Here is a 13043-nt window from a genome sequence, read left to right on the forward strand (position 1 = left end):
CGGTTAGAACATTCTTAATTGCTGAAATCCTTGCTTCTTCCTTCTGCCATAACAGCTAACAACTACATAGCTGAGATTGTTTTTGTCGATCGGCGAGCGCTCTCATCTCACAAAAACTAAACTTTTCTCACTTAATCTCACCAAAGCCGATGTTTTGGCTCACTTTAGATAAAAGCGACCTAAAAATTCTCAAGTAAAAGCGGGTTTATAGATTATTAAGTAGGGTGCGTGACTTTTGTATAGCTCAACACCCTTCCCCAATATTGAGAATTACGCACCCTGCTTAAGGGAGATTAATCGTCAAATATTGTATCATTAGTTATAGCTAAAAGCCGAGCTTGCGCTAAAGTTGTTAAAGATTAAAATTTATCGATCGCCTTTTATGCCTTACACTGCATCTACCCCAACAGACCCCAATCAACCCAACATCCGCAATGCCGACCACCGCCTACTAGAATTCACCAAGCTAACTCCGATGATGCAGCGGTATGTGGAAGTGAAAGAACAGTATCCCCATGCACTTTTATTGTTTCGAGTCGGAGATTTCTTTGAGTGTTTTTTCCAAGATGCAGTTACGATTTCGCGCGAATTAGAACTTGTTTGTACTAGCAAAGAAAGCGGCAAAGAAATCGGCAGAGTGCCGATGACAGGAGTGCCGCACCACGCCCTAGACCGCTACACCTCAATGTTAGTAGAAAAAGGCTATGCTGTGGTAGTTTGCGACCAAGTTGAAGATGCCTCGATAGCTGCTAAAGAAGGCCGCCAAGTCAAGCGAGAAATTACCCGCATTCTCACTCCCGGAACCTTGACTGATGACGGAATGCTCAAACCCAGGCAAAATAATTTTTTAGCAGCAATTGTGATAGCGGGGGAACATTGGGGATTGGCTTATACAGATATTTCTACGGGAGAATTCGTCACTACCCAAGCAGACAGTTTAGAACAATTAACCCTTGAATTGCTGCGCTTGCAGCCTTCGGAAGTCTTGGTACCGACTAATGCGCCGGATTTGGTGACTATGTTGAGGCCCGGAGAGAAATCCGAGCATTTACCCGATTGTTTGCCGAATTCGTTTTGCTATTCTTTGCGATCGCAAATTCCGTTTACTTTGCCCGAAGCAAAACAGAGAATCCTGCAAAAATTCAAAGTGCGATCGCTTGAAGGTATGGGATGCGGCCATTTGCCCCTCGCAGTGCGCGCCGCCGGCGGTTTGCTGCAATATCTCGAAGAAACTCAAAAGGAAAAAGCAGTTTCTTTGCAAAGATTGCACACTTACACTCTCACCGATTTTCTCATACTCGACTACCAAACCCGCCGCAATCTCGAAATTACTCAAACGGTAAGAGATGGGGTTTTTCACGGTTCGCTGCTGTGGGCGATAGATAAAACCAGCACCGCAATGGGAGGCCGCGCTTTGCGCCGCTGGGTGCTGCAACCTTTGCTCAACATTAAAGGCATTTGCGCGCGACACGACACGATTCAAGAATTAGTAGAAAATAACGGTCTGCGCCAAGATTTTCAGCAGTTGCTGCGCCAAATTTACGACATCGAAAGACTGACAGGCCGCGCGGGTTCTGGAACAGCTAGCGCGCGGGATTTGGTCGCTTTAGCTGATTCTCTCTCGAAACTGCCGGAATTAGCCTCGATCGCAGCCCAAGGGATCTCGCCCTATTTGAAAGCGCTGCAAAATGTACCGCCAATTTTAGAAGAATTAGCAAGTAAAATTCACGCTCATTTAGTTGATGAACCGCCGATTCATTTAAAAGAAGGAGGTTTGATTCGAGCGGGAATTAATCCGATGCTAGATGAAATGCGCCACACTGCATCAGCAGACCAAGAATGGATTGCAAATTTAGAAGCAACTGAGAGAAGACGCACGGGAATTTCTAATTTAAAAGTAGGCTACAATAAAGCTTTCGGCTATTACATCAGCATTACAAAATCGAAAGTAGATCAAGTGCCGAAGGACTACACCCGCAAGCAAACTCTCACCAATGAAGAACGTTATAGCACTGAAGAATTAAAAGAAAGGGAAGTGCGAATTCTGACAGCGCGGGAAGATTTAAATCAATTGGAATACGATATTTTTGCTCAAGTGCGATCGGAGGTAGGAGAACACGCCGAAATTATTCGCAACGTTTCCCGCGCCGTGGCGGCGGTCGATGTTTTGTGCGGTTTGTCAGAAGTAGCAGTTTACCAGAATTACTGTCGCCCGACTATGACAGAAAGTCGGGAAATTAAAATTATTGAAGGTTGTCATCCTGTGGTGGAAAAGTCTTTGCCGCCGGGATTTTTTGTACCTAATTCTGCTTTTTTGGGTCGGGAAGCATCGCTAAACCGCCCAGATTTAATTATTTTAACAGGCCCAAATGCTAGCGGCAAAAGTTGTTATTTGCGGCAGGTTGGTTTGATTCAGTTGATGGCGCAGATGGGCAGTTTTGTGCCGGCGAAAGCTGCGAGTTTGGGAATTTGCGATCGGATTTTTACCCGCGTCGGCGCAGTAGATGATTTGGCAACCGGTCAGTCTACGTTTATGGTGGAAATGAACGAAACTGCAAATATTCTCAATCACGCCACGCCACAATCATTGGTTTTGTTAGATGAAATTGGCAGGGGAACGGCGACGTTTGACGGACTTTCGATTGCTTGGTCTGTGGCGGAATATTTAGCAAATGAGATTCGGGCGCGGACAATTTTTGCGACTCACTATCACGAGTTAAATGAGTTAGCTTCTATTTTAGATAATGTCGCAAATTATCAGGTGACAGTGAAAGAATTGCCGGATCAAATCGTATTTCTGCACCAAGTTCAGCCGGGAGGTGCGGACAAATCTTACGGAATTGAAGCGGGCAGATTAGCTGGTTTACCGCCGTCAGTGATTGACAGGGCTAGACAGGTGATGAAGCAGATTGAGAAACATAGCAAAATTGCGATCGGGCTGCGGAAAGGTGTTAAAAAAGATGGCAAAAAAGAGTCTGAGGGCGAACAGTTGGATATTTTTGATGATTGAAATTTGCGGTGGTAAAAAAATTGTAGTAACTTCTATATTGCACCATTTTAAATAAGCCTTTCAGGGGCGGGCAGGATGCCCACCCCACAATAAAATTGAATTTTTATGGAACAGGCATCCTGCCTGTTCTTGAGCATGGTGCAATATCTCAGTTACTACTTTTACTAAAAACCAGGAACTCTGCAGCAACTCTAACGCCCATTTTGCAACTTTCTTACCTCTTTGTGCACGCTCATCTCAATTTCCAAAGCAGGCCGACCTACTCAATCAGTTAAGAGCGCAGCGCAAAAAGACGAGGGCCGAACGGGAAGACGTGGAGGTAATTTTAGGATTGTTGGGCGGATGAGTAGTCAGGGCGTCTTGACTTGCCGACTGCGGGTAGTAGCAATTGGGGAGAGGTTGAATAGAAAGTGAATATTTCTATTCAATTTCTATTCAAACGATACTCAGTTTGGTCGTTTTCTAGTCAAATCGTAGTCAATTTCTAGTCAACTAGACCCCTTGATAGTCCCAAAAATCAGCAATAAAAAACCTCAAACCGTTGATTTATCGTTGGTTTGAGGTTTTTATAGACATAAGCGGGCAGCGGGAATCGAACCCGCATAATTAGCTTGGAAGGCGCTAGGAGGGAATCGCTAGACTGTTTGCACAGTAACGCTTTCTAAAATACTTGTTTGTGATACAGGTCTGATGATACTCACTTGATACTCAGTTTGGTAAAATTGGTAGGTCAATTTCAAGTGAGGATGCACTCATGACTGAGAAATTTGAGTCAGGTGGTAGAGCTTCTTATGGGTCTGTTGTGGTGCAAAACTTTAGGGGGAGATTGCGACTGCGGTTGCCGAGGTCTCTCTATGGGGGGGAGCAAAAATACTTGTCTTTGGGAATGCCGGATACTTCTGATAACAGGCAGTTGGCAGAAGCTAAAGCACAGTTGATTGAATCTGATATCAAGTTCGAGCGGTTTGACCCCACACTCAAGAAGTACAAGTCACAGACTCACCTGACTGTTATTGAGACAGTCAAGCCTAAGCCGGAACTGACTCTGACCAAGCTGTTTGCTAAATACTTGGAATTCAAGAAGCCAGCACTCAAGGCCACAACTTTTAACTACTTGGTAACAGGCATTCAAAGCTATGTTGACCGTTGCCCCTACCAGCCTCTATCAGAGGACTGTGCTTTGCAGGTACGCGCTTGGCTGTTGGAGGATACGACTAACAGCATGACCAAAAGGATTTTGACTCACCTAAATGCAGCGGTGAAATGGGGGATTAAATTCAAGATTGTCAAGGGCTTAACCGTATCCCCGTTTGAGGGGCTGGCAGCGGAATTGCCTAAGCATAACTGGGAAAGTGACCCAGAGCCGAACGCATTTACGGCACAAGAAAAAGAGCTGGTTTTGGAGGCTTTTAAGAACCACAGAGGGACTTGGAATGGGAGGGGAGAAACCGGGCAAAAGTTGTGTTTTTACTACCCAATGGTGCAGTTCTGGCTGCTGACTGGATGCCGTCCCTCAGAAGCTGTGGGATTGAGGTGGTCTGACATTGCTACTGACTTTTCTCACATTGTGTTTAATGGGAGTATACAGCACCCAAGCGGTAAGGAGACAAGGGTTGACGGCAGTAAAAACAATAAACGGCGTAAATTTCCTTGCAATCAAGAACTGGTTCAGTTGTTGAAAGGTATCAAGCCACAAAATCTGACTGATAAAGACAGATTGGTTTTCCCATCACCTATCAAGGGCGGGGCAATTAATTACAACAATTTCAGTAAGCAGGTATGGCATAAATTGGTTGACCCGATTACTGAAAAAACCAGGCAAAATGAACAGGGTTCTAAGACTACTACCCCCTACTCTTGCCGGGATACTTTTATTAGTGAACAGGTTGGCAAGGGTGTACCGAGTGCGGTTGTGGCTAAATGGTGCGATACGTCGGAAAGGGTAATTAATGCTGTGTATTTAGACAGCAAGATTTTGGAGCATTTACGCCCGCTTTGATGCTGTTAGGATGTTGATTCTAGGGGCAACTTTTGCGAAACAAAACTTTACACTTTCTGTGTTGACAAGGAAGTGGAAGTCTGCAATCGTGAGTAACTAAGGAAGATTGATGCGCGGTTGACGAGCACTTGCAATGCTAGCCAAACCACGACTTCCCCAAACCGTTTTACAGCAACGTTTGGAGCCTATAAATTATGCCACTTTCAGCCGATTGTCCTAACGGACGATCGCAACTCTTAATGATTGAGTTGACGGGGTTTTGCCATGACTAAACCCACCGTCAGCTACCGTCGCATTGACCAATTAAAGGCGATCGCCTTTGACCGTGGCTTCACCAATGAAGATGCCAGACAGTTCGGGAAACTTAGCAAGACTGCTACATGGGAAGCGCTGCTAGAACTGTACCTGGTTGACGGTGAATCGCTTGACACAGTGCTAGACGTACCACTAGACACAGTTCTAGGAAGTGTAGACGCAGTGCCTGAACTGCTTGACACAGCGACTGTAGACACTGTAGACGCAGTGCTAGACATACCACTAGACACAGGTGAAACAGTCGCAAACAGTCGCAAGCAGTCCGACTGCTTGTATACCTTGACTGCACCACTAGACACAGTTCTAGGAAGTGTAGACGCAGTGCCTGAACTGCTTGACACGGCGACTGTAGACAGTGTAGACGCAGTGCCTGAACTGCTTGACACAGTACCCGAAGTTATACAAACAGTCGCAAGTAGTCGCAAGCAGTTCGACTGCTTGTATACCTTGACTGCACCACTAGACGCAGTTCTAGAAAGTGTAGACACCCTTGATTGGACTAACGACGGTTCATTTCCTGTGTGTGGCTTCACCCGCCAGAATTCCACCAGCTTTTTAGACTGGGTTGACCTTGGGCAACTCATCGCACTCATACTCGCATCGACGGGAGTGTTTGTGCTGGCTATGTCTATGTGGCGTCAAATCAATCCCTTGAATTTATTCCCATCCCCAGTTCGCATCAACATTCAAATCGGGACAAAATTATGAGCTTACAACTACGCCTTTTTGGCGGCAATTCTGATGCTGGAAAACTCACGGCTAGCAACGACGGCGGACACGCTATCGACAAATCAAAAGTTTTGGCAAGCACCGACGCAAGTGTCATCACACCGCTAAATCCTGGTAATTTTTCCAGCATCCGTAGTGTGCCAGTTGTGCCGGCACCGCGCTACTTTACCAAGGAAGAAGCGGACGCTATGAAGGACTTGGCAAAGGAGAAAACAGACGGTGCAAAACAGTCTAAGCGCGCCTATGAAGCACTAGCAAAAGTTGAAGAAGCCGATACTAAAGTTCATCGTCATCACCGCAAATATGAGGGTGTTGTGGCTGATAATGAACTGGGCAAAAAACGCTCAGACACCCGACTGGCTAAACACTTGCACAGTTTACGTCCCGGTTATGCCCGACTGGGTTTAGGGATTGATAAGGCTGACAGCGATGCTCGGACTCGCATTGATGCGATTAAGGCCAAACTCACGGGAGGGACTGACTAAATGAAAGCGATGTATCTGGCAAACTACTTCGTTGCTGGATGCGTCGCTTTCTCCCTTTTGGGGTGGATAGCGAGTCTGCATCCGATGGCAATGAAAGCCGTTTTATTCTTGCTAGCAGCGATTGCGATTGCTTGGGGGTTGAGCTGGTTACTTGACTACTCCCTGAGTAAGTTGCTTAAGATTTCAGTGGCTGACTTACAGGCTGTTTTAATCGGCAGTTTAGCGATGTTGCTGATTGGTTTGGGGGTGTTTCTATGCAGCTAAAACTGTTCGTTTTGAGCGCGTCCTCTGTAGTTCTTTGGCTGACTCCCTTAGCAGCCCTGGACAAAAAGCTAGACATTCACAAAGCGCTGCAAGGGGTAAGCCTGTGTGCTGCGATTGCTTGTGCTGTTACCGCTGGTAATATCGCTCGTAAACTGTCTGAGCAAGGGGAGATTGAGGCAATTAAAGAGCGGGCAATCACTGCCGATGTGGTGGATGAAATCAGCACCAGCGTATACATTTCTCAGAAACAAAGACAACAGGAAGCAGAACAAATTCTGGCAACAAACGAACGAACAGACGAACAAGAGGCAGAACTCGATTCGATAAGAGAATCACTAGAACTTCTACTGAATAAGACTTCTGGCGATTCGGGCGAACTCGCAGTAGTGAATTTATCCACCAAGCAGCGCGAACAAGTCGAACTAATTCTGCAATGTCACGCGAAGGGCATCACTGGCAAGAATAAAATCCTTAAAGAAGTTTGGGGAGTGTCAGCCGGCAGTAGTCAATCCTACCGGGACGCGAAGGCTGAGTATGAATTTTTGATGCCATTTGTGAAGGGGGAAAGTGATGACTAGACAGCCGAATATACCAACCACGGCAGCTCTAAGATTGACTGGTACCAAGTCAGAAATAGAGTTAGTATTGGCGGTTTTGCGAGGTAAAGACTTCTTTTGGAAAACTAACGGCAAGTTCTACCCGCAGCGGGGAGATGATAATCAGTACGCCTACTACCTCAATGAATTGCAATTGCCTCAGCTTGGGGTAGCAGTGCCGGCAACACCAGGGGAACCACAACCTCGACAGTGGGACGCAGTTCTGGGTGGTCAGGGCACAGCAAAATCCGTCCGAAATTTCGGACAAGAGTCCATCTGACTTGGCGGCGCCGAAAGCCTTGTTCTGACTCACTCGTCTAGTGCTTTTACCTTTAAACCCGACGAGTGAGTTTTGGTAGAGAAACGGTACGTTTTTTTTACGTTTTCGGTTCGTTGCCGGGACAAAATTTGAGCGACGGCTGTTTGTTGAAGATGTACCGCCACCACTAAAATAATGAAATGATAGACGACACCCTCGCACTAATTAGCAGTATCAAGCTTCTCAACAAGCACCTTTGGGGCAATGAGGAGGAAATCTCCCCTGTCGATACTTACAATCTTGCGCTGGTGAGCAATCGTCTAAATTCTTTTTTAGGTTGGGGAGAAAATAGGATAAAGACTCCCAAGACTTTTAACCAGTGGGAGTTTTGGCAGTTCGTCTGTAAGCGCTTAGAGGAAGAAACACGGGAAGAAATTAAGAAGCTGCTTAAGAATTTTCCGCCGCGCCCTAGGCTTAATTTCTTGTTTTGGCTCCTCTGCCTCTTTGTCGCCTATTTGTTTGCCTTGCCCTGTCGTTGTAGCCAAGGCAACAAAATAGGTGGGGGTATTCTCGATCCTCCGATTGTCCGATTTATCCCTCTCCCTGGTATCGAAATAGGTGGCTGTGCTCGCAACGACAGCTTAATCGCACCCGCAATCTAACTCGCGGGGCGGTTCCTCCTATGCCTTGAATTTTTCAAAAACTGTAAACACCAAAAAACCGCTGCTCGAAGATTGGAACCCGACTTGCAACGGTTTTAGGTAATTCACCCATCTCTTAGAAAGACGAGACAAATCATCATGTCCCATAATATTAACTCGAATGACGGGCAAACTTCAAGCACCCGTGGAAATCTTGTCGATGTTTCAAAATCTAACCCTTGTCCGCACTGTGGCAAGCCTGACTGGTGCTACTCCATAGGTGAATTGTCAGTCTGCAACCGCGACCAACCGCCCGCTACTGGTTGGGAAGCTACAAGCAAAACCGACAAAGACGGCCACGTTTTTTATGCCCGCCCTCAAGAGAAAAAAGCAATTCGTCCCCGTGGAACTCGCTACTGGGAATATCCCGCCCGCGACGGCTCCCCCCTTGTCCGCGTTGTGCGGTTCGATGACGGGAAAGGTGGCAAGGATGGCAAGGGTACTGCTGATTGGACTCAACAAAGTTGGGGTAAGTGCAAAAGTTCCCGACAGATTGGTTGGATAGGAGGTACTGAAGGGATAGCGCGTGAAAACATCCCGATTTACCGCTACGCAGATGTCAGAAAGGCGATCGCAAATAATGAACTTATTTTCGTTGTCGAGGGCGAAAGTTGTGCCGACATAATGTGGGGGTTAGGTTTTGCCGCTACCTGCAATATTGGTGGCTCTAGCAAGTGGCGGGACTCCGACACCAGAGACTTGCAAGGTGCAAAGGTTGTAATTATTCCCGATCGCGATGAACCGGGAATCAAACACGCTGAGCTATTGCATCAACAGTTCCCCGACGCTCTCTGGCTTTACCCCTACCCAAACTCTAAAGCTTGGGAGAATTTACCTAAGAGTAAAGGGTTAGACATTGCCGACTGGATTGACCAGCACCAAATAACCGCAGACGATATCAAGGCGGCGATCGGAGAGAAGAAAGTTTTCGCAACTCCCCCGCAGGCAACAGCAAAAGTTGTCCGTCCTGAACCATTTCAAGTTCCCCACATCTCTGAGCTAGGGGGAGAGATTGAAGCACTGCTAGAGTCCGACCTCAAGAAATCTCAGTTACAGCTTAAAGTCTCCGAGCTGGCTCAAAAATACAGAATCAACTCTGCCGATGTCTGGAAAATTTACCGAGAGATTGAACAAGAGTCCGAGCAAGAAGCCAACAAGGAAGACACGAGAATCGGAATTGAGCAACTACTGGCCTCCAAGTCTGCCAGCGTCAAACTCTCAGAAATCTTTCCTGAATCTCTGGCCGCTCCGATCGAAGAAGTAGCGCGACGCATGAACCTCAAGCCTGAATGCTACGCGCTGGCACTGATTTCGGGTATCTCAAGATTCTTGAAAAATGGCAGTAGCACAATGCTTGTGGAGGAATGGAACAGGTATCGGTGTCGGACTTTTGGCTACTTCGGTGCTTTTATCGCTGAGTCAAGCCAGATGAAGACTCCGGTATTGAATGCCATGATTACAGACCCGCTAGCAGCGATGCGACAAAAGAATCAGGAGAAGTTCAATGCCCAAGAAAAAGCCTACAAAGAGGAGCTTGAACAATGGAAAAACAGCAAGGATGAGAACAAGGGCCCCGCGCCTGATGCCCCTGTAGAAACAATCCCCTACATCACTAAAGCTACATGGGAGGGGATAGCAGGGATGGTAGGTCGGAATCCCAGTCAAGGTATTCTCTGGATAAGCGATGAGCTTGCAGGATTCTTCAAATCAGCCAACCAGTACCGCAGTGGCAAGGGAAGTGACAAAGAGGACTTGCTGGAATGTTGGAGCGGTAACGGTGCTGTAGTGGCACGCGCAGCCGGCACTACCGTCAACGTCGGTGCAGTCTCCCTTTCTATTTATGGAAATATCCAGCCCAAAGTCTTAGAACCCTTTCTGGGGGATGGCAGTGACGACAACGGAACCTTTGCCCGATTTGACTTTGTTCAACAGCCACCAGCGTTAACCCAGATAACTTTAGGTGTGTCAAAGATTGACATCAACCCGATGCTGCAAGCGCTCTATGAAAGGGTGGACGCTATCCCGATGATGCAGTTCGAGCTAGATGAGGAAGCCCGAAAATTGTTTGTAGACTATTACAACCACTGCCAGCGACTCCGGCTGAATCATCCCAAGCAAGGGATGCGAGCCATGTTAGGTAAGGCTGCTGAGAAAGTTGGCCGCGTCTCAACCATCCTGCACTGTATCCACGCTGCACACATGGGAATTGAGGTTTCCTCCAAGATTCCTGCTAGTCAAGTTGCTGCTGCTATCAAGTGGGTTGAGTACACGACACAGCAAGCTTTGAGCATAAATATTGAGGTTTGCAGCCCCGATGCACTTGAAAGTAATCTCGCAAAAATCATCTCGCTGGCAGAACGCAAGGGGGGCACGGTAACGGCACGAGATGTCTTACTCAGCTTTAACCCAAAATACCGACCCACCTCGCAAAAAATCCGAGACTGGTTTGGAGAATTGATGACCATGAAGTATGGAGAGATTACACAAAAGGGAAACAGTATTCTGTTTTCTCTCAATTCAACGTCCACAGTGTCCACAGTAGCTCCAAGTCTATACACAGTAAGCGATACAACTGTGGACAATGACATCCACACCACGTACACAACGTCCACACTTAGCGAACAAAAACACCAAATTTCAGAGGCAACTGTGGACAACTGTGTACGTGGTGTGGACACTAACGTCCACACCCTTAAATCCACTGTAGATAAAGTTTCTAGCCTTAGTGTGGACGGTGTGGACGTTTTTACACCTTCTCCTAAAACCTCTCAGTCCTCAATGATGAGCTGTACTACAGAAACCGCTAAACCTACAGCAACCTCTGCCAAGAAGCCTAGAACCTTTGAGATAGGCGATTTAGTGGAAATTACACTAAGAGGCGATTATCAGGGGAGAAGAGGCAAGATTGCTAGCAGACCGGCGTATGGTGTAAGGGAAATTGACTACTACGTGAAACTTGAGAATGAGACAGTAATTATTTCGATTCCCATTGGTGCTGACAGTTTTCCGTACTTGAGGAAGCTCTAACTTACTCAACCTTTAAGTAACCATTGACAGTTGCTTAAGGGTTGAGTAGACTGGTTGCATAAGCAATTAAGCAACCAGGTAGGCAACCTATGACAATTCCAGCGGTGATGCAAGGATTAATAGAAACAGAGGACGGCAAGGTATTCGAGTTAGACTCCCCCAAGGGTGCTGCGTGGTTAGAGTCTGTCGGCTCTTTCAGATATGAACCCACAGGAGACGGCAAGCCCTACACAGTCCGCAAAGAAGGTAAAAATGGTGAATACTGGTACGGTTGCAGAAAGGTTGCAGGAAAGGTACGGAAAAAATACATAGGCAAAAGCTCAGAAGTCAGCGTGGTCAAGCTTGAAGAGACTGCAGAAGCCTTGGAGATACCCCCAGTGCCACGGACTGAGAAGGTTGCAAAACGGGTTGCAGAAGTCTCACAGGTTGCAGAAGTTGCAGAAGTTGCAGAAGTCTCGCAGGTTGCAGAACGGGTTGCAGAAGTCTCGCAGGTTGCAGAACGGGTTGCAGAAAGTAGAGTAACAGCGTTAGAGTTGCAGGTAGCGACATTACTAAAAGCCGTTGAAGCATTACAGGAGGTACTGCCGGGAAAGTTCGAGTCGGGTGACTCTCTAGAGTTGCCCAAAGTACATAACGAGGTTGTAGAACGGTTGCAGAATGAGTTAAGCAACCTAGAGGCAGAAAATAAGACACTGAGAAACCAGCTAGAGGAATCGACACTCCAAATACACGGCTACCAGGACGCCGAAATAACTCTCAGGGCAACTGTTGACAAGGCTCTTGCAAACTCCGGCATATGGAGCACGCGGCTGACTAAGTGCCAAGAATCGCTGGAGAGGCAGACCAGAGAAGCGGATAAAAATCGTACATTCTTTGTTGAGGAGCAGGCAGAGAAGGAAAAAATAAAAGCTGACTATGACGCGCTTCTAAAATCAAGCAGCCATATGAAGACCAAGTTAGAAGGCGAGGTACGGGAACTGCAATCAAAGCTCAAGCGAGAGGAAGTCGATCGGGAGGAAGTTGAAGCGAAACTCGCAGAACGGGAAGTCGAACTCTCTGACCTGAGACAAAAATCAGTCACTGCCAGCAAGGATTTACCCGATGCGGGCGACTTGCTCAATCAGTTAATGGCCAAGTACGAAAAAAAGAAAGTCGAGGGCATGAAACCTAAGAAACCTACCGCATCGCTCGCAGACATTGAGGGGATTCTAGAACTGCTTGTGAGGGAACCCTGACTTACTACTGGAAGCGAGGCATTCTGGGGGGAAGGGCTGACTAGGGTCAAAACTTGATACTCAATTGATACTCAGTTGATACTCAGTTTGGTCGTTTTCTCGTCAAACCGTAGTCAGTTGATACTCAGTTGATACTCAGTTTGGCTCCCAAATTACCCCTATTCTAGGCAATAAAAAACCTCAAACCGTTGATTTATCGTTGGTTTGAGGTTCTTATAGACGTAAGCGGGCAGCGGGAATCGAACCCGCATAATTAGCTTGGAAGGCTAAAGTTTTACCACTAAACTATGCCCGCGCACAGAAACTAAACATACCACAAGTCTCTGGGGATTGCAATAGGTCTGTGCAAAAATTTTGAAGACCTCCCTCACAGTGACTGAATCCGGGCTGAATCGGGACTTGCGGGCCGATCGCCCCCTCGCC

Annotated in this window: 10 protein-coding genes and 1 tRNA gene; 10 read left to right on the forward strand and 1 reads right to left on the reverse strand. The window is 47.0% G+C overall.

Annotated elements, in window-relative coordinates:
• Positions 1-382 precede the first annotated feature (382 nt).
• From mutS to QUB11_RS13140, 10 genes are all read left to right on the forward strand, one after another.
• On the forward strand, positions 383-3010 hold the full coding sequence (gene mutS / locus QUB11_RS13095) for a DNA mismatch repair protein MutS (protein ID WP_333205362.1): 2628 nt from the start codon (positions 383-385) through the stop codon (positions 3008-3010).
• Between the two features lie 754 nt (positions 3011-3764).
• Positions 3765-5009 carry a tyrosine-type recombinase/integrase gene (locus QUB11_RS13100; protein ID WP_333390775.1) on the forward strand — a complete coding sequence of 415 codons (1245 nt, stop codon included), beginning with the start codon at positions 3765-3767 and terminating at the stop codon, positions 5007-5009.
• Positions 5010-5273: 264 nt separating this feature from the next.
• On the forward strand, positions 5274-6032 hold the full coding sequence (locus QUB11_RS13105; RefSeq protein WP_333390778.1) for a hypothetical protein: 759 nt from the start codon (positions 5274-5276) through the stop codon (positions 6030-6032).
• Positions 6029-6538, forward strand: a complete 510-nt coding sequence (locus QUB11_RS13110; RefSeq protein WP_333390781.1) for a hypothetical protein — start codon at positions 6029-6031, stop codon at positions 6536-6538. Before QUB11_RS13105 ends, QUB11_RS13110 begins: the two co-directional genes overlap by 4 nt.
• Positions 6539-6802 (forward strand): hypothetical protein, encoded by a 264-nt coding sequence (locus tag QUB11_RS13115; protein WP_333390784.1) that lies wholly within the window; start codon positions 6539-6541, stop codon positions 6800-6802.
• A complete protein-coding gene (locus tag QUB11_RS13120) occupies positions 6793-7380 on the forward strand; it encodes a hypothetical protein (RefSeq protein ID WP_333390787.1) in 588 nt (195 codons plus the stop codon). The genes QUB11_RS13115 and QUB11_RS13120 overlap by 10 nt, the downstream gene beginning before the upstream one ends.
• Positions 7373-7678 carry a hypothetical protein gene (locus QUB11_RS13125; RefSeq protein ID WP_333390789.1) on the forward strand — a complete coding sequence of 102 codons (306 nt, stop codon included), beginning with the start codon at positions 7373-7375 and terminating at the stop codon, positions 7676-7678. The genes QUB11_RS13120 and QUB11_RS13125 overlap by 8 nt, the downstream gene beginning before the upstream one ends.
• A 179-nt stretch (positions 7679-7857) precedes the next feature.
• Positions 7858-8319 (forward strand): hypothetical protein, encoded by a 462-nt coding sequence (locus QUB11_RS13130; RefSeq protein ID WP_333390792.1) that lies wholly within the window; start codon positions 7858-7860, stop codon positions 8317-8319.
• Between the two features lie 138 nt (positions 8320-8457).
• The gene (locus QUB11_RS13135) at positions 8458-11385 is read left to right on the forward strand and encodes a DUF3987 domain-containing protein (RefSeq protein WP_333390795.1); all 2928 of its coding nucleotides are present in this window, start codon (positions 8458-8460) and stop codon (positions 11383-11385) included.
• An 89-nt stretch (positions 11386-11474) separates the two neighbouring features.
• Positions 11475-12620: a hypothetical protein gene (locus QUB11_RS13140; protein WP_333390797.1), complete on the forward strand. Its 1146-nt coding sequence runs from the start codon at positions 11475-11477 to the stop codon at positions 12618-12620.
• A 224-nt stretch (positions 12621-12844) separates the two neighbouring features.
• Here the strand turns inward: QUB11_RS13140 and QUB11_RS13145 are convergent.
• A tRNA-Gly gene (locus QUB11_RS13145) sits at positions 12845-12915 on the reverse strand.
• Between the last annotated feature and the right edge of the window lie 128 nt (positions 12916-13043).

Origin of the sequence: Microcoleus sp. B6-A1 (assembly GCF_036705085.1) — a bacterium.
GTDB lineage: Bacteria > Cyanobacteriota > Cyanobacteriia > Cyanobacteriales > Microcoleaceae > Microcoleus.

What these genes read in the sequence shown, in the direction of transcription:
- mutS (WP_333205362.1), top strand. Translation starts at nt 383, where the DNA reads ATGCCTTACACTGCATCTACCCCAACAGACCCCAATCAACCCAACATC.
- QUB11_RS13100 (WP_333390775.1), top strand. Translation starts at nt 3,765, where the DNA reads ATGACTGAGAAATTTGAGTCAGGTGGTAGAGCTTCTTATGGGTCTGTT.
- QUB11_RS13105 (WP_333390778.1), top strand. Translation starts at nt 5,274, where the DNA reads ATGACTAAACCCACCGTCAGCTACCGTCGCATTGACCAATTAAAGGCG.
- QUB11_RS13110 (WP_333390781.1), top strand. Translation starts at nt 6,029, where the DNA reads ATGAGCTTACAACTACGCCTTTTTGGCGGCAATTCTGATGCTGGAAAA.
- QUB11_RS13115 (WP_333390784.1), top strand. Translation starts at nt 6,539, where the DNA reads ATGAAAGCGATGTATCTGGCAAACTACTTCGTTGCTGGATGCGTCGCT.
- QUB11_RS13120 (WP_333390787.1), top strand. Translation starts at nt 6,793, where the DNA reads ATGCAGCTAAAACTGTTCGTTTTGAGCGCGTCCTCTGTAGTTCTTTGG.
- QUB11_RS13125 (WP_333390789.1), top strand. Translation starts at nt 7,373, where the DNA reads ATGACTAGACAGCCGAATATACCAACCACGGCAGCTCTAAGATTGACT.
- QUB11_RS13130 (WP_333390792.1), top strand. Translation starts at nt 7,858, where the DNA reads ATGATAGACGACACCCTCGCACTAATTAGCAGTATCAAGCTTCTCAAC.
- QUB11_RS13135 (WP_333390795.1), top strand. Translation starts at nt 8,458, where the DNA reads ATGTCCCATAATATTAACTCGAATGACGGGCAAACTTCAAGCACCCGT.
- QUB11_RS13140 (WP_333390797.1), top strand. Translation starts at nt 11,475, where the DNA reads ATGACAATTCCAGCGGTGATGCAAGGATTAATAGAAACAGAGGACGGC.